Raw genomic sequence first — 16,728 nt, forward strand, 5'->3', positions numbered from 1 at the left:
CACAGGGGTGCCCGGCGCTCACCCCGCGTGAGCGCAGTAACGTCTGATCATGGTCGTCAACAGCGCGCAGGCACTGGCGGATCGATATGTGGACTTCGCCTGGTACCAGGCGCGGGGGCAGTCCGACGCCCATGAGGAGCTGGCCGCGCGGATCGGCCACGACCCCGAGTTCTGCGACCATCTCGCGCGCTCCCTGCCGGCGGGCAACAAACAGCAGCCCAAGTTGCTGTTCGCCGCGGTCCGCTACCTCGACGGCCCGTACGCCGAACACGGGCCGCGCGGCGACGCGGCGTACCGGGGCTGGCGTGAATGGACCCTGCGGCACTGGGAGGAGGTCAGGGCCGTCGTCATGCGGCGCCTGACGCAGACCAACGAGCCGGCCCGCTGCGCGACCCTGCTGCCCCTCCTCGCCCGGCTCCCACAGCCGCTGGCCCTCCTGGAGGTCGGCGCGTCGGCGGGCCTGTGCCTGCACCCGGACCGCTACCGCTACCGCTACGACGACCGGCCGGAGTTCGGCGCTCCGGACAGCGCGGCGGTCTTCCCCTGCCGTACGGGGCCGGGCACCCCCGTACCCGACCGCGTGCCGGACATCGCCTGGCGCGCGGGCATCGACCTCAACCCCCTCGACCCGGCCGACCCGGACGACGTCCGCTGGCTGGAGGCCCTGATCTGGCCGGGCGCTTCCGAAGAGCGCGTACGGCGCCAGCGGGCCGCCGTCGAGGCCGTACGGTCCGCGCCGCGCCCCCGTGTCGTACGCGGCGACCTGATCGACGCGCTGCCCGCGCTGGCCGCCGAGGCCCCGCCCGAGGCGACGCTCGTCGTCTTCCACACCTCCGTGCTGACGTACCTGCCTCTGGAGCGCCGCGAGGAGTTCGCCCGGCTCGTCCGGACCGTCCTCCGGGAACGCGTCCGCCCCGGGCACTGGATCTCCAACGAGCACCCCGCCGTCCTCCCGTGGATCACCACGCCCCGGCCCGCGCACCCCCTCCAGGTGACGGAACGACTGCAGACCCTGGCCCTCGACGAGCGGCCGGTCGCCCTGGCCGGCCAGCACGGGCAGAGCCTCCAGTGGCTGTGACGCGCCCCCACCACGCCGCCCGGCCAAGACCCGGCTCTGCCCCACCACGCCCCCCGCCACGGCCCGGCTCTGCCCCACCACGATCCGCCCCGGCCTCACCACCTCCCGTCCCCTCCCCCGCCCCTCACCTCCTCTTGGGCCGCTGCACCGCCAGCAGCGCCATGTCGTCCGCCGTCTCCCCGCCCGTGTGCGCCGCCACGTCCGCCACCAGCGTGTCCAGCAGCGCCTCCGGCCCCTCGCAGGCCCGGACCCGCCCGCGCAGCCGCTTCGCCGGCTCGTAGAAGACGTTGCCGGCGTCCCGGGCCTCGGTGACGCCGTCGGTGAAGAGCAGCAGGATCGAGCCCGCGGGACAGACCGTCTCGTCCGCCCGGTCCGGCCAGCCGGCCACCTCGCTCATGCCGAGCGGCAGCGCGGGCGACTTCGGGGTCAGTTCGCACAGTTCGCCGTCGGGGGCGAGGAGCAGCGGCGCCGGGTGGCCGCGGTTCAGGACGCGCAGTGCCGCGTGCTCGTCCGAGGGCAGCTCCGCCAGTACGGCCGTGGTGAAGCCCTCGAACTGGTCCAGACCCTCCCGCCGGCTGCCCTCGCGCTGCAGTGCCCGTTCCAGCCGCCCCGCCACCGCCTCCAGACTGGCTTCCTGCTCCGCGGCCTCACGGAAGGCGCCGATGACGATCACGGCGGCCTCCACCGCCTCCAGTCCCTTGCCCCGTACGTCGCCGACGATCAGCCGTACGCCGTACGGGGTGTCCTGGACCGCGTACAGGTCGCCGCCGATCCGGGCGTCCGCCTGCGCCGCCACGTAACGCGCCGCGACCGCCAGCCCGCCGATGCGTTCGGCGGGCGTCGGCAGCACCGCCCGCTGGGCCGCCTCCGCGACGTCCCGCACGGAGGCGAGCCGGGCATCGCTCATCCGTACGACCCGGTTGATGCCCAGCGCGAGAACGGCGACGACCAGGACGGTCAGGCCCTCGGTGAAGGACTGGTTGGCGTCGCGGCCCCCGTGGTACGTCACGACCCAGGTCTCGGCGACGACGGCGGCCGCCGCGATCACGGCCGTACTGCGCAGCGAGTACAGCGGTGCCGCCACCAGGGGCGCGGCGGAGAAGAAGGGCGCGGCCGTGTACCGGGCGGGCGTGCCGCTGTCGAAGACGAGCCCCGCCACGAGCAGGATCAGCGGCAGCCAGCAGACCAGCTGCCGGCCGAACGGGGACATGCGGGAGTGGCGGCGCTTGCGCTCCTGCTCGCCCGTACGGCCCCTGCCGCCTCGACGCACCCGCACCGGCCTGCCTCCCACTCCCGCGCGCCCGTCCGTACGGCCACCGTCACCGTCCCAAGGTTTTCCGTTGCCGGGCCGGGCGGCGAATCGGATTGGGCCGGACGGGTCATACGGGCCGCGGAAGAGGCACGTCCCGGAGCGGCCTTCCAGCCCCGGAAACACGACAGCGCCCCGGCCGGTGACTTCCGGCGGGGGCGCTGTGCGGTGGGCCGGAGGGCTCGCTTCCGGCGCGTACCTGGTGGGCCATCAGGGGCTCGAACCCTGAACCAATGGATTAAAAGTCCACTGCTCTGCCAATTGAGCTAATGGCCCGCACCGAGCAGCATAGCCCGCGTTCCCTCCGCAGCCCGAAGGCATTGGCCATCGGACTGGCGGAGGCGCCGCGTCCGCTTCGGGGCGGGCGTGGCGTGCGAAGCCGCCGTACGGCGGGGTGCGCGGCCAAGGGGCCGTGCGGGATGCGGAGTTGAGACGCGGGGCCCGCGCCCACCCCGTACCGGAGTACGGAAGTGCGGCGCGGGCCCCGCGGTCGGAGAGAGCGGCGCCCGTCAGGCGTCCCGAGACCCGTCAGACGTCCCGAGATCCGTCAGACGGCTCGGTCGCCGCCGGGCGTCCCGGTCTCCGTCAGCCGTTGCGCTTCCAGCGCGGCTTGTCCTCGCGGCGGCCGAAGGAGCCGGTGCCGTGGCCACGGTGGTCGTCACGGCGGCCGTACGGACGGTCGCCGCCACCCGAGCGGTAGCCGCCCGAGGAGGGGCGGTCGTCGCGGCGGTCGCGATTGTACGGACGGTCGCCGCCACCGGAGCGGTAGCCGCCGCCCGGACGGCTGCCGGAGCGGTCGTCACGGTTGAAGGAACGGTTCGGGCGGTCGCCGCGGTCCCGGTTGAAACCACCGCGGTCGTCGCGACGGTCGCGGTTGAAGCCGCCACCGGAACGGTCGTCACGGCGGTCACGGTTGAAGCCGCCGCCCGAGCGGTCGTCACGGCGGAACCCACCGCGGTCACCACGGTCGCCACGGTCACCGCGCTCGCCACGGTCGTCGCGGCGGTCACGGTTGAAGCCGCCACCGGAACGGTCGTCACGGCGGAAGCCACCACCCGAGCGGTCGTCACGGCGGTCACGGTTGAACCCGCCACGGTCGCCACGGTCACCGCGGTCGTCACGGCGGTCACGGTTGAAGCCGCCACCGGAACGGTCGTCGCGACGGAAGCCGCCACGGTCACCGCGGTCACCGCGCTCGTTGTCCCGGCGGTCCCGGCGCTCGTAGTTGCCCCGCTCGTCGCGGTGCGTGGAGCGGCGCGGCGCCTCGTCGGCCTCGGGGGCGGCCTGGGCCGGTACGGCGGCCTCCTCCACGGCGGCCTCGGCGGCGGCCACCGCCTCCTCCGGGTCCTCGCCCCGCTCCCGTGCGGCGCGGGCGGTCAGCCGGTTGGCCTCCTCGCGCAGCTCGGCGGCGCGGCGCTGCGCGCGCTCCAGCTCGCGGGAGAGCTCCTGGGCCTCGCGCTCGGCCTGCTTGGCGGAGTTGGTCGCCGAGTCGGCCTGCACCTCGGTGAGCGAGCGGGCGCCGGTGATCTTGGCCACGTCCTCGTCGAAGGCGCCGGCGCCGCCGACGATGTGACGCGAGGCGTCCACGCCCGCGTCCTCCATCAGCCGGAAGATCTGGCGGCGCTGGTGCGGCAGGGCCAGCGAGACGACCGTGCCGGACTGGCCCGCGCGGGCGGTACGGCCGGAACGGTGCAGGTAGTCCTTGTGGTCACCGGCCGGGTCCACGTTCAGGACCAGGTCGATGCCGTCGACGTGGATGCCGCGGGCGGCGACGTCGGTGGCGACGAGGACGTTGACGTACCCGTCCTTGAAGTCGGCCAGCGTGCGGGTCCGCGCACCCTGCGTCATGCCGCCGTGCAGCGCGTCGGCGCGCACACCGGAGTCGCACAGCTGCTCGGCGACGCGGTCGGCGCCGAGCTGGGTGCGGACGAAGATGATGGTGCGGCCCTTGCGGGCGGCGATGGCGGCGGTGACCGGCGCCTTGTCCTTCGGCTTCACGACCAGCACGTGGTGGGTCATGGTCGTGACGTTGCCCTGGGCGCTGTCGACCTCGTGGGTCGCCGGGTCGGTCAGGTAGCGCTTGACCAGGGTGCCGATCTCGTTCTCCATCGTGGCGGAGAACAGCATCCGCTGGCCGCCGGACGGAATCAGGTCGAGCAGCTCGGTGACCTCGGGCAGGAAGCCCAGGTCGGCCATCTGGTCGGCCTCGTCCAGGACGGCGGTCTCGACGTCGTCCAGCGAGCAGGCGCCGCGGTTGATGATGTCGCGCAGGCGGCCGGGGGTGGCGACGAGGACGTCGACGCCGCGCTCCAGCGCGTAGATCTGGTTGCCCATGGACGTACCGCCGCAGACGACCTTGAGCTTGAGGCCCAGGACGTCACCGTACGGCTGCAGCGCGTCGCTGACCTGCATGGCCAGCTCACGGGTCGGGGTGAGGATGACGCCGCGCGGGCGCTTCTTCTCGGTGCTGCCGCCGGCCAGGCGGCTCAGCAGCGGCAAGCCGAAGGAGAGGGTCTTGCCGGAGCCGGTGCGGCCACGGCCGAGGATGTCGCGGCCGGCCAGCGCGTCCGGGATGGTCGCGGCCTGGATGGGGAACGGGGTGGTGACACCGTTCTGGGCCAGCTTGCGGACGATCTTGTCGTCGAGGCCGAGGTCGGCGAAGGTGACCTCGGGGGCCGCGTCCTCGGCGGCCGCCTCGCCCGCTTCGGTCGGCTCGGCCGCTTCAGTCGGCTCGGCCGACTCGGACAGCTCGGCCGGCGCATCGGTGACGGCCTGGACGGCCTGGTCCTGCGGCTGGTCCTGCTGGGGAGCCGCCTGCTCATCGGCTGCGGGCAGGACGGACTGATCAGTGGAAACAGACATGCGAAATGCGAAACCTTCCGGAGTCTCGGCACAGGCACGCGCCCAAACTCCGTGAGACTTCACAAACGACCGCCTCAATGCGGTCAGCCACGGCAAGGGAGAGAACGCGCCACACGGCGCTGCATCATGCGCCGGGCAAATGGGATCAAACGATCTACCACCATACTCACTCCGGCCCCCGGAAGGCAAATGCCCTCCCGAACCCCCGTTCCCCACCGAGGCTCCCCGGCCCCGCGCCCCGCTCCGTGCGCCCTGGCCCCGCCCGCCACCGGCCCCCTCGTCCGCGCCGTCCGCGCGACCGGCGCCTCGCCCCTGCCGTCCGCCCGCCCCGATGGCCCCTACCCCCCGGTCTCCGGGTTCGAGGGTGCGGGCGGCGCGGACGACGGGGCCGGCGCGGGGGAACTCGGCTGCGGGTCCGGGCTCGCGCTCGGGGTCGGCTTGACGGTCGGGGTCGTACGGGGCGGCTGGGCCGTCGACGAGGGCCGGCCGCTGCCGGGGCGCGTCGGAGCGGGCGCCGCGGGACCGCTGCCGGGCGGTCCGGGCTGCTCGGGGCCGGGCGCGGCGCCCGACGCCGGTTCCGGTTCCGGCTCCGCCTCGTCCGCCGACGGCGTGTGATCGCTCGCGGGCGCCCCCGCGTGCCCCTCCACGCCGTGCCCACCGCCCGCACGCCCCCTGCGGTCCGGGCTCCCGCCGCGGCTGTCGACCGTTCCGCCGTCGGGCGCGGGCCCGCCGTCGGGCCGCGACGACGAGCCCGACGGCTTGGGCGGTTCCGCGTCGCTCACGCTCATGCAGCCGCTCAGCGACGCGGCCAGGGCGGAGGCGGTGGCCACAGCGGCGGCGAGCCGGTTCAGAGCCGGGCCGGTATGGGGGGAAGCGATCGGGCGCACGTGCGGGACCTCCGGATCCGGGGTGCGGAGACTGCGGAGATGAACGCCCTGCCCAACTCCCGCCGACCGCCCGAGGACACGCGCCGTACGCACGAGATCGCACCTGTTCGGGCCTGATCACCGCCCCGGACGCCCCCGGCACCACCTCGAACGCCGCGAATGCCCCGAACCGGCCCCGCACCCGCCCCGCACCCGCCCGGCAGCCCCGGGTCCGGCCACCGCCCGGCGCCGGGCCGACACCCCGCGGCTCAGCCGTACCCCAGCGCGTGCAGCCGCTCGTCGTCGATCCCGAAATGGTGCGCGATCTCGTGCACGCAGAAATGCCCCTCAGTCACTACTTCCAGGCCGTGACCACGGCCGAACTGAGGGCAAGGGGAGGACTGCGTGTCACCACGGGAACCGTTCGCACGCGCCGCAGCAGCCGTACTGCGCGCGATCCTGTATCTACGCATATCGGACCTAACGGACACTTCCACATCCATCCCGCGCCAGGAGAAGGCAGGCCGCAAGAAGGCGGACGACCTAGGCGCGGAAGTGATCAAGGTCCTGAAAGATGAAGACAAGTCTGGATTCCACACCTATGTGACCCGGCCCGGCTGGGACGACGCCCTGGACATGCTCCGCCAGCGCCTGGCAGACGTGCTGATCGTCTTCAAGGTGGACCGGGCGACCCGCCAGGGCATCCCCCAGGCATCAGAGATCATCCGCATCGTCTACGACACGGGATGCCGCTTCATCTCCATCGCGGACGGCATCGACTCGAACCAGGAGGGCTGGGAACTCCAGCTCATGCTGGCCGCCCACCAGGCCCACAAAGAGAGCAAGAACACATCCCTCCGGGTCACGGACCTCCGGGCGGATGAACGGGACGCTGGTCGCTGGATGGGCTCCCGACCGTACGGCTTCCTGGTCACCCCGGAACGGAAGCTGGAGATCCACGAGGAGGAGGCCAAGGTCATACGCGCCATCGTGGGGAAGCTCCTGGATTCCACGGAACCGGCATCCCTCCGCTCCGTCGCCGCATGGGTGAACGCCCAGGGCCACGACGCCCCCCGCTGGGCAAGCCGCAAGATCCGCATTGCCCGGTTGGAGGCCAAGGGGGAACCCCTGAAGGCCCAGAAGCTCCGTGAGAAGCCTCTGAAGTCGCCCAACTCGTGGTCCTGGCCAGTGGTGCGCCAACTGGTCACCTCTCCCGTGATGACCGGCTACCTGCCGCACAAGGGCGGGATCTACCGGCACCCTGAGACCGGCGAAATGGTCCGCGTGGGCCCGGAGATCATTTCCCTGGCTGACTGGACGCGGCTGAGACCCATGTTCGGAGAACGCGTCCCCACCCACTGGAAGCGGTCGGCGGTGCCCAGCACCAAGTCCAAGGACACGGGCCGCCTGGTGACCGGCCTCCTGTCCGATTACCTCTACTGCGGCGAATGTGGCTCCCGAGAGTCTTACGACGCGTACTTCATCCGGAAGGGCGAGCCCTGGCCCCGCTACCGGTGCATCCGTCGCCACTTCAGCGGGCGATGCCCCGGCACCCTGATGAAGGGCACCCATGCTGATCACTTCGTGACCCAGGCCGTGGTTACGCGGTTGAACGCCCTGGATGACGACCACCCCGCCCTCCTGGCCATCGCGGAACGCTGGAATGACCTTCGCCACCCTGAGCACGCGGCCCGGCGCCGGGACCTGGAGGCGCTGATCCAAGAGGAGGAACAGTTCCTGGACCGCCTGGAGGAAGAGAAGCTGGGCGGGCTTTTCCAGGGGGCACGGGGTGAGATGCGGTTCCGGGGTCGCTACGACGCCGCGAACGAGCGCCTGTCGACCTATGAGAAGGAACTACAGTCCTTGCCGACCGGCACGGCCTTGGACATCACGTTCCTCCGGGACGCCACGATTTTCGAAGAGGCGTGGGCGGACTGGCCCCTGTCAACCAAGCGCGACATCATCGGCCTGGTCCTGGAACGCGCCTGGCTCTTCAAGGCTCCGAAGTCCGGCGTCAAGCCATCCTTGGACCGGTTCCGTTTCTGGTGGGTCGGCGACCCGGAGCCGACAGACATCGGCGTTTCGCTGAGCCTGTCTGAATAGCCGCCTTAGCGGTCGCCAGCTCACGGGCCCGCCTCTCCCTTAGCGGAGCGGCGGGCCTTTGCTGTTGGCGGATTTCCACATAGATGCAACAAGCCTCCTACCCATCAATGGAAGCAGAGAACCCGCTTCTCAGTACTACTTCTCTATACGCGCATAGAGAAAGAAGGTACGAGAAGCAGGCTTTCTGCTTCCCCCGTCGGCAGTCACGACGGGGGACTTCCTGTAACACCTCTCAGTTCATTTGAATGTGGGCACTTGTCTACCGACTTCCCCACCCGGCGGCACCCGGGAGCGCACCTCTGGCGCGGACCAACTGGCCACTCAACCTCGCGTCCTGGTCCTCCAGGTCGCGAGGTTTCTTTTTACCCAAATCCGCTTGGCCTGGAGCCTTCCTATGCTGACCGACCGAATCAATCTTCTGCGCCGCCTGATCGCCGCGCTTTCGGATGCCCTCCACCTGGCGAACGGCCAGGGCGACCGCGAACGATCCGCGGAGTTTTACGCCCTGCGGGACGCGACCTCCCGAGACCTGAACACGACTGTGGAGCGGGCGTTCACGAACGGCGTGATCACGGACGTGGAAGTCCGCTCCGCCCTGCGGCCCATCTACGGCGCCAAGCATGAGACGGAGAGCGTTCGTGTCTGAGCAGGAGGGCTTTCTTCCGTCCGCCCCGGCCGGTGTCCCTCCGGCCCCACCAGAGCCTGGCGACACGGCGGCGGAGGAAGCTGCACGGCTCCGTGAGGAGCTGGCACAACTGCGTCGGGAGCGTGACGCCCGGGAGCGCCAAGAGGCTGTGGACGGCCTCCTCCAGCGCCACCGATACGTGACGCCGGAGATCGTCCAGGCGCTGGGTGCGGACTTTCCCCTGGAGCGCCTGGAGGCCGTGGCCGGCGCCGTCGATCGGGCCTTCCTTCAGGCCCTCCCTCCCAGCGTCGGACGCGGGGGACTGACTCCATCCGACGAGGGGCGGGCCACCTGGGGCGGCCTGTTCCGCTCCGCCCTCTGATCAGCAACCCCCAGCAAAGGAACCTCCGTGTCACTCCTCACCACCACGCCCGGCGTCTCCGGCATCACCCCCGACGACTACGGCCCGCTGATCGTCCAGCCCGTGGAGCGGCAGAGCGTCGCGCTCCAGGTCGCCAGCAAGCTGAAGACTGACCGCACCACGGTCCACATCCCCATCGTGCACACCGACGCGGGCGCGTCCTTCGTGGCGGAGGGGGAGGAGATCGCCGCCACGGATGCCGTCATGGGCGAGCTGGAGATCGTCCCGGCCAAGTGCGCCGGCCTGTCCATCGTGTCGTCCGAGCTGGCCGAGGACAGCGACCCCGACGCACAGAAGCTCGTGGGTGACGGCCTGGCCCGCTCTATCGCCGGGGCCCTGGACCGCTCGTTCTTCGGCAACCTCTCTGCCCCGAATCCGGCGGGCCTGGAGGCCGTGGACGGCGTGGGCACCGTGAACGCCGGTACCAAGTTCACCAACCTGGACGCCTTTCAGGAGGCCATCAACCGGGCGGAGGACGTAGGCGCCACGATCACGGCGTTCGCCGCGAACCCGGTGGACGCGCTGACCCTGGCCCAGCTCAAGCAGACCAAGGACAGCAACGTCCCGCTCCTGGGCTCCGACCCGACCACGCCGACCCGGCGAACCATCCTGGGCGTCCCGCTGTACGTTTCCAACGCCGTGACCGCCGGAACCGTCTGGGGCATCCCGCGTGACCGCGTGATGGTGGTCATGCGTCGGGACGTGACCCTGGACGTGTCCAAGCACGTCCGGTTCACCCGAGACCAGGTGGCGATCAAGGCCACGATGCGGGCGGCGCATGCGTTCCCGCATCCGGCTGCGATCCAGCGCGTCAGCCTGACCAAGGCTGCGTGACGGCGGCTCGGCGTCTTCTTCGCGTCGTTCCATAAGGACGCTATGAGCACGGAGCCTGTTGCGAGCGGCCCGCCCTGGGGGGTGACCCCCTTCGGCCGGGCCGGAAGACCGAAGCGTGATAGCAGTCCAGACCCTGTACGGGTTCCAAGGTCCGTCAGAAGCCGAAGCCCCACGTGTCAACCACGCTGTGACCAGCGGGTACGCCGGGTTAGCGACTCCCGGAAAACGCCTGTTACCAGGGCTCTGGTGGCCCGTGCCTCTTTGGTCCGAACGCACTCCCCTGGCCGGCGCTTCCATGCCTGCAACGGGACTCCTTGGCTTTACTGTGCTGTCGCGCTTCTTCGAGCCCATGGCCCCGTTTCTGCCCTTCACTGGGCGGGCGCGGGGCCTTTTGCATGTCCCTGGGGCACGGCCTGCGCCGTACGCTCGGAGCATGACCACTGCGGGGCAGAGGATCAAGGAAGTCCGCAAGCGTCGCGGGCTGTCACAGCGTGAGTTGGCGGAGGCATCGGGAGTCTCCCTTTCGATCATCCGGAAGCTCGAACAGGGGGAACGGGAGACAGCCCGACTGGAGACACTGCGCAAGCTCGCGCACGCGCTCAGGGTGCCGACCATGCGCCTGGCTGGTGAACCGAACCCGGAGGATGCCAGCGCCGACACAGTGGCAAGGTGGGCGGCTGTTCGAGGCGCGCTGGAGAGTCCCCCCATCGCCCTGGGGCTGAACGATGAACCGCCAACTGTCAGCGGGGTACGCGCCGCCCTACGAGACGCAACGCCCCTGTTCTCCGGCGATCAGTACACGGCACTGTCCGTACTGCTGCCGTCCCTGCTGCGGGACGCTGACGCGCTCGGCTCAGAGGGCCGTGCGGTCCGGGTACGGCTCCTGCAACTTGCCGGATGGCTCATGGTCCAGACCCGCCAGTTCCAAGCCGCCGAAACGGCCCTGGAGCGCGCTCTGGACGACGCGACGGACCGCATGGAGGGCGCGGCCACGGTGCACACGCTGTGCTGGCTGCGGCTACGCCAGGGCGAGTTGGGCAAGGCGTACGACCTGGCCGTGAAGTGGGCCGACGAAACCGAGCCCCGGATATCCCGTGCGACCCCGGAGGAGCTGAGTACGTGGGGCTGGATGCTCCTTCGCGTGTCCGCTGCGGCCGTCCGGAACTCGCAGCCTGGGGCGGCGGAAGACGCTTTGAAACTCGCCACAGCAGCCGCAGTTGCACTGGGGCGCGAACACACCCCGAACAACGACTTCCTTCGCACGTTCGGGCCGACCACGGTCAAGCTCAAGGCCGCCGAGAACGCCAGCGTGATCGACCGACCCGACATGGTGTTGCGCATCGCCGAACGTGTGCCCGTCTTCAGCCTGAAGCCCACGTCGAACAACCGGAACCGCCATTTGCTGGACGTGGCCGACGCGTACGCCAAGACCGGCGACTATGCCGAGGCATTCAGCAAGCTGGAACAGATTCGCGCTGACAGCCCGGAGTGGCTGCCGAACCAGCGTTATGCGCGTGACATCCTCGGCCGGGTGATCCGGGGGCGGCGGACGTTGACGTCGGACATGCGAACCATGGCCGACGTGGTGGGCCTGCCGCTCTAGCGTTTGTGGCACTTCCCGTTATCGGGCCTTCGAAGTGCCACAGACAATGGGAAGTTGCCGTTCCTAGCGTGGAGCCATCGGACCACACGAGGGGACGGCGATAAACCATGGCCTACGACTGGGCCCCCACCACGGGCACGTACGCGGTGGACAAGGCGACCGGCCGAATCGGAGAGGTACGCAGGCTGTTCGAAGGGTCTGCGTACCTCGTGCCCCCTGGTGGTGGCGCGGAGTGGGCGGTCAAGCCCGACCAATTGCGCAAGCCCACTGATGAAGAGCACGCGCGGGCGCTGACTTGGACCCGCCCGGTTGGGGGCCGGCCGTGAGCCGTGCCTACTTCGTGTCTCACCACAACTATTCGGAACCGCCGGTAGATCTCCCCGTACGGTCTCTATCGCTCGAACCCGCGCCGGTTGAAGGCTGCAAGGTGTGCGCGCACGCTGCCGCGTGGCGGCAGGCATACCGGACGGGAAACGGCACGACGGACGGTTACACGAACCAGTCCCGGGCTGTGGACTGCTCCCTGGAGATCCGCAACCACCCGCACCAGCCGCGCGTGACGGGGCTGCCGCTCGACGCTCCGGCGGTACGCCCGTGAGCGCCCGCAGCGTGATCCGCGCCGTGAAGCACGCCATCGGCACACACCCGCGTAGCAAGATCACTGTATCGGCGCGCTGCCTGAACGGCGGATGCCCGTGGGTGCTGGAGACGACCGCCGACCTGAAGGCGGCCGATCTGGCGATGATGACGCACACGGGTCGTACGGGGCACCCGACGTTCGCCCGGACGTTCAAGGACGTGGCCCTGGTGCGCCGTCTGGAGCTGAACGAGGGACGGGCGGCGATCCCGCCGCTTCCGTCCGAAGGGCCGCAACAGGAACGCACGGCCCGCTAGCCCCCGCCCCTCTCGCGGTGGCCTGACGGCGCGCAACACTGTGTTCCCCCACGCTGCGCAACCCGCTTGAGGGGCGGGCAATCTCTCATCCACAGTCGCAAGGAGGCGGCGATGAGCCATGCCCGGAACCGGCTGAAATTCGCATGGCTGGAGGTCACGGGATTCTGCAACGAGTTCTGTGATCACTGCTATGCGGACTCGTCCCCGAAGGGGACGCACGGCACGATGACCCTCCAGGACTGGAAACGCACCATTGACCAGCTCGCGGCCTTGGGCGCGCTGGACGTGCAGTTCATCGGCGGAGAACCGACGCTGTACCCGCACCTGTCGAGCCTGATCAGGCACGCCCACGAGGCGGGCCTGTCCGTGGAGGTGTTCTCCAACCTCACCCACGTCCGCGATCACCTGTGGGCGACCTTCACGGACTGCGGGGTCAAGCTCGCCACGTCGTACTACTCCGACATGGCCGACGACCACGACAAGGTGACCAACCTCCGGGGATCACACCGCCGGACCCGAAGGAACATCCAAAAGGCGCTCAGCCTGGACATCCCGGTGCGCGGCGGCGTGGTCGCGGTGCGCCAGGAGCAGCGCGTCCAGGAAGCGGCCAGAGACCTTATGGACCTTGGCGTGGGCACGGTGGGAGGTGACCGAGCCCGGGCGTTCGGACGGGCCAGCCGAGGGGCCGCACCGACGATCGCCGACCTGTGCGGGCACTGCGCTCACGAGAAGTGCGCCATCGGTCCGACGGGGGACGTGTGGCCGTGCGTCCTGGGCCGGTTCCTGACCATGGGCAACGTGCGGGAAACGCCACTCGCCGACATCTGGGGCGGCACACAGATGACCGAGGTGACGGCCGGCATCACCGCCGTGCACGGCCAAGGGGCGCAGTCCTGCACACCTCCGCAATTCCTGCCCATGTGCGGACCGTGCTCGCCGTGCGTCCCCTCTGTGGGGCATTGCGACCCAAGGGAGGCTGACGCCGTGGCCGGGGCGGTTACGATCGGCGCACCTGCCTGACCCGCTGAGATCACCAGGGAGCGCGCACATGCACGATCACGGCGACGACTTCGGCGCGTGGGGTTCTGACGGCAACGCCAGTGCCGTACAGCGAACCGAGGAAGAGTGGACCGTCATCGCCCGGTACATCCGCCACGCCGCGAACAAGGTCGGTCCTGATCTCCCGCTGTGTCTCCCTGGTGAGCCCCAGGAGTGTGGGCGAACCGCTCAGCAGCACGTCTTGGCGTGGGCGGCGCACCTGAAGGCGGCGGCCCACCACCTGATCGAGCAAGCCACCCCCAGCCGAGAGAGGGGCGCTCACGCCGTCGGAATGCTGTATCAGCGACGGCTGACCGACCTGCGAGAGCAGAGCGCCCGCGCTCACGTCCCGCAGTGACCTTCGCACTGGCCCCGTCCGAGCGCTGCCGTCATCGGCAGCCGGGGCGGGGCCTTCTCGTTGCCCGGAGGGCGCCAGCGGGCCGCTGTCCCGGACAATGACCGTGTGCTGGAGATGACGCGCGAAACCTTCGAAGAGTTGGTAAGTGACGCCCTCGACCTGATCCCGTCCGAGCTGACGCGGATCATGGACAACGTGGCCGTATTCGTGGAGGACGAGCCACCCGCGGACGATCCGGAGTTGCTGGGCCTGTACGAGGGAACGCCCCTGACCGAGCGCGGCGAGTGGTACGCGGGCGTACTGCCCGATCGCATCACCATCTACATGGGGCCCACGTTGCGCATGTGCGAGACGAAGGAAGAAGTCGTGGACGAGGTGGCCACGACCGTGGTCCACGAGGTGGCGCACCATTTCGGCATCGAGGACGAGCGGCTCCACGAACTGGGCTGGGGGTAGCGGTAGGCCCTTCGGGGCGTCACCCGACCGGGCGAAGGTCACCCGAAGAGGTGTACGACGGGGTATCGTGGACGACGGTCACTTCGGTCTCCGCCACCACGTCCTCCCGGGTGTCGCACATCCGCAGGGTCGGGTTGCGGTAGACCGTGATCCGGTCGGGCAGCACGCCCGCGTACCACTCACCGCGGTCGGTCAGCGGCGTCCCCTCGTACAGCCCCAGGAGGTCGGGGTCCTCGGCCGGTGGTTCGTCCTCGACGAACACCGCCACGTTGTCCATCAGCCGTGTCAGCTCCGGCGGGATCCGGTCCAGCGCCTCGGCCACCAGTTCCTCGAACTCCTCGCGCGTCATCTCCAGCACACCACCCATTGTCCGCCACGCCACCGCGCGGCAGCGGTACCGAGCGGAACCGCCGACGGGCCGGTACCCGGAAGCCGCGGCCGGGGCCCGTTCCCGGGCATGGCGGGCGCGGCGCCCGGGAATACGCGCCCAATGGCCCGTGTCGCGCCGCCCGGGGACGACGCCCCCGGCTCTCCCGTGCTCCGGCTGCTCCGTGCCTCGCTCGCCCGGGTACGGGGCTTCCCCGCCGCCGTCCTCCGCGACTACCGCTCCCACCACACCGCCCCCACCAGCACCCTCACCCACACCCCGCACCCGTACGCCCGCGCCCTCGGCCTGATCGCCGTCACCCTGCTCGGTGCCTGGCTGGGCCTGCTGATCGTCGGCAGCGTCCACGCCCCCGTGGGGCCTGTGGACACGAACATGACACTGCGCCCGTCGTTCTCCGGCGGCACGAAGATCAATGTCTCGCCGCTGGGCGCCCTGGAGCTGCGCAGCCACTACGCCCCGATACGCCTCGACGTCGACGTCGACCGGCTGGACCCCGTACGGGCCCAGGCCCTGGTCGACCACCCCGAACGGTTCGCCGGCCTCCAGGAGCAGGTCACCCGCGACGTCGTCAGCGGCACCGGCACCCTCGCCTTCCGCTCCTGCGTCGCGGTCGTCTCCGGCGCCACCGCGCTGGGCCTGGCCGTCTACCGGCGGCCGCGCCGCGCGCTGGCCGCGGGCGGCCTGGCGCTCGCGCTGCTGGCCTCGTCGGGCGCCGCCGCGTACGCCACCTGGAACCCGAAGTCCGTCCTGGAGCCGAAGTTCTCCGGGCTGCTGTCCTCCGCGCCCTCGGTGGTCGGCAACGCCCGCAACATCGTCAGCGAGTTCGACGTGTACCAGCGGGAGTTGGCGCGCCTGGTGACGAACGTGACCAAGCTGTACGAAGCCACCTCGACCCTGCCCGCGTACGCGCCCGACCCCACCACGATCCGGGTGCTGCACGTCTCCGACATCCACCTCAACCCGGCGGCCTGGCAGATCATCAAGTCGCTGGTGAAGCAGTACAAGATCGACGTGATCATCGACACCGGCGACACCATGGACCACGGCTCGGCCGCCGAGAACGCCTTCCTGGACCCGGTCGCCACGCTCGGCGCGCCGTACGTCTGGGTGCGCGGCAACCACGACTCCGCCACCACGCAGAAGTACCTCGCCACCCGGAAGAACGCCACGGTCCTCGACGACGGGCGGGCGGTCAGCGTCGGCGGGCTGCGGATCGCGGGGGTCGGCGATCCGCAGTTCACGCCGGACCGCTCGGTCGTCGCGGAGGGGGACTTCTCCGAGCGCACGGCGGGCGGCAAGCTGGCCGACTCGCTCCGTACGCAGCGGCTCGCGGGCACACCTGTGGACGTCGCGCTCGCGCACAACCCGGTCGCGGTGTCCGAGGCGGACGGCCTGGTCCCGCTGGCGCTGGCCGGCCACGTCCACCATCGCGAGAACAGCGTGCTCCCCCGGGGCACCCGGCTGATGATCGAGGGTTCCACGGGCGGTGGCGGGCTGCGCGCGGTGCAGGGCAAGAAGCCCGCTCCGGTGCAGGCGTCCGTCCTCTACCTGGACCGCGAGACCCGGCGCCTCCAGGCGTGGGACGAGATCACGCTCGGCGGGCTGGGACTGTCGAAGGCCGAGGTCAGCCGCCACCTGCCGCAGGAGAACCGGCCGGGGGCCACGCCGTCGCCGAGCACCACGGCGTCGCCGGGAGCCGGGTCCCCGGCTACACGTTCCCCGGGAGCCCCTTCGGCCCCGCCCGGCTCGCCCTCCCCGGGCTCCCCGTAGGCCCCCCGGGCGGCTGGGGCACACGGCGCGCCACCCGCCCCGGTCACCCCGCCCGAACGCCTCCGCCGCCGGGCTCGAACAAACCGTTTTGGCGAACGGTCCCTGCATCCCATATGCTTCTCA

15 protein-coding genes, 1 tRNA gene and 1 pseudogene are annotated in these 16,728 nt (G+C 70.7%); 12 read left to right on the top strand and 5 right to left on the bottom strand.

The genetic code is table 11. The features are described 5' to 3' along the window. Positions 1-49: 49 nt before the first annotated feature. Positions 50-1,078: a DUF2332 family protein gene (locus ACZ4Z1_RS36830; RefSeq protein ID WP_468491041.1), complete on the top strand. Its 1,029-nt coding sequence runs from the start codon at positions 50-52 to the stop codon at positions 1,076-1,078. 124 nt (positions 1,079-1,202) lie between these two features. On the opposite strand, the gene ACZ4Z1_RS36835 is transcribed toward ACZ4Z1_RS36830, so the two are convergent. From ACZ4Z1_RS36835 to ACZ4Z1_RS36845, 3 genes are all read right to left on the bottom strand, one after another. Beyond that, positions 1,203-2,288: a PP2C family protein-serine/threonine phosphatase gene (locus tag ACZ4Z1_RS36835; protein ID WP_468491082.1), complete on the bottom strand. Its 1,086-nt coding sequence runs from the start codon at positions 2,286-2,288 to the stop codon at positions 1,203-1,205. A 299-nt stretch (positions 2,289-2,587) separates the two neighbouring features. After that, positions 2,588-2,663 (bottom strand) — tRNA-Lys (locus ACZ4Z1_RS36840). A gap of 309 nt (positions 2,664-2,972) precedes the next feature. Further along, the gene (locus ACZ4Z1_RS36845) at positions 2,973-5,249 is read right to left on the bottom strand and encodes a DEAD/DEAH box helicase (RefSeq protein ID WP_468491042.1); all 2,277 of its coding nucleotides are present in this window, start codon (positions 5,247-5,249) and stop codon (positions 2,973-2,975) included. 189 nt (positions 5,250-5,438) lie between these two features. Between ACZ4Z1_RS36845 and ACZ4Z1_RS36850 the strand changes: the two genes are divergently transcribed. After that, positions 5,439-5,864, top strand: a complete 426-nt coding sequence (locus tag ACZ4Z1_RS36850) for a hypothetical protein (protein WP_468491043.1) — start codon at positions 5,439-5,441, stop codon at positions 5,862-5,864. A gap of 520 nt (positions 5,865-6,384) precedes the next feature. Here the strand turns inward: ACZ4Z1_RS36850 and ACZ4Z1_RS36855 are convergent. Continuing rightward, a pseudogene (locus ACZ4Z1_RS36855) lies at positions 6,385-6,453 on the bottom strand (metallopeptidase family protein); the annotation flags it as partial. Positions 6,454-6,520: 67 nt separating this feature from the next. Here ACZ4Z1_RS36855 and ACZ4Z1_RS36860 point away from each other — a divergent pair. From ACZ4Z1_RS36860 to ACZ4Z1_RS36900, 9 genes are all read left to right on the top strand, one after another. After that, positions 6,521-8,218 (top strand): recombinase family protein, encoded by a 1,698-nt coding sequence (locus tag ACZ4Z1_RS36860; protein ID WP_468491044.1) that lies wholly within the window; start codon positions 6,521-6,523, stop codon positions 8,216-8,218. A gap of 394 nt (positions 8,219-8,612) precedes the next feature. After that, positions 8,613-8,864, top strand: coding sequence for a hypothetical protein (locus ACZ4Z1_RS36865; protein ID WP_468491045.1), 252 nt, complete (start codon positions 8,613-8,615; stop codon positions 8,862-8,864). Beyond that, positions 8,857-9,225, top strand: a complete 369-nt coding sequence (locus ACZ4Z1_RS36870; RefSeq protein WP_468491046.1) for a hypothetical protein — start codon at positions 8,857-8,859, stop codon at positions 9,223-9,225. Before ACZ4Z1_RS36865 ends, ACZ4Z1_RS36870 begins: the two co-directional genes overlap by 8 nt. A gap of 27 nt (positions 9,226-9,252) precedes the next feature. Next, a complete protein-coding gene (locus tag ACZ4Z1_RS36875; protein WP_468491047.1) occupies positions 9,253-10,098 on the top strand; it encodes a phage major capsid protein in 846 nt (281 codons plus the stop codon). Between the two features lie 433 nt (positions 10,099-10,531). Continuing rightward, positions 10,532-11,701, top strand: coding sequence for a helix-turn-helix domain-containing protein (locus ACZ4Z1_RS36880; protein WP_468491048.1), 1,170 nt, complete (start codon positions 10,532-10,534; stop codon positions 11,699-11,701). A gap of 594 nt (positions 11,702-12,295) precedes the next feature. Further along, positions 12,296-12,595: a DUF7848 domain-containing protein gene (locus ACZ4Z1_RS36885; protein ID WP_468491049.1), complete on the top strand. Its 300-nt coding sequence runs from the start codon at positions 12,296-12,298 to the stop codon at positions 12,593-12,595. A gap of 111 nt (positions 12,596-12,706) precedes the next feature. Further along, positions 12,707-13,615 carry a radical SAM/SPASM domain-containing protein gene (locus ACZ4Z1_RS36890; protein ID WP_468491050.1) on the top strand — a complete coding sequence of 303 codons (909 nt, stop codon included), beginning with the start codon at positions 12,707-12,709 and terminating at the stop codon, positions 13,613-13,615. Positions 13,616-13,643: 28 nt separating this feature from the next. Continuing rightward, positions 13,644-13,991 carry a hypothetical protein gene (locus ACZ4Z1_RS36895; RefSeq protein ID WP_468491051.1) on the top strand — a complete coding sequence of 116 codons (348 nt, stop codon included), beginning with the start codon at positions 13,644-13,646 and terminating at the stop codon, positions 13,989-13,991. A gap of 105 nt (positions 13,992-14,096) precedes the next feature. Further along, entirely contained in the window at positions 14,097-14,447 is a 351-nt protein-coding gene (locus tag ACZ4Z1_RS36900; protein WP_030600719.1) for a metallopeptidase family protein, read from the top strand. A 19-nt stretch (positions 14,448-14,466) separates the two neighbouring features. On the opposite strand, the gene ACZ4Z1_RS36905 is transcribed toward ACZ4Z1_RS36900, so the two are convergent. Then, positions 14,467-14,805 carry a metallopeptidase family protein gene (locus ACZ4Z1_RS36905; protein WP_468491052.1) on the bottom strand — a complete coding sequence of 113 codons (339 nt, stop codon included), beginning with the start codon at positions 14,803-14,805 and terminating at the stop codon, positions 14,467-14,469. A gap of 132 nt (positions 14,806-14,937) precedes the next feature. Between ACZ4Z1_RS36905 and ACZ4Z1_RS36910 the strand changes: the two genes are divergently transcribed. Beyond that, positions 14,938-16,605 carry a metallophosphoesterase family protein gene (locus tag ACZ4Z1_RS36910; protein ID WP_468491053.1) on the top strand — a complete coding sequence of 556 codons (1,668 nt, stop codon included), beginning with the start codon at positions 14,938-14,940 and terminating at the stop codon, positions 16,603-16,605. Positions 16,606-16,728: the final 123 nt, after the last annotated feature.

This window comes from Streptomyces sp. NPDC030165 (genome assembly GCF_055573595.1).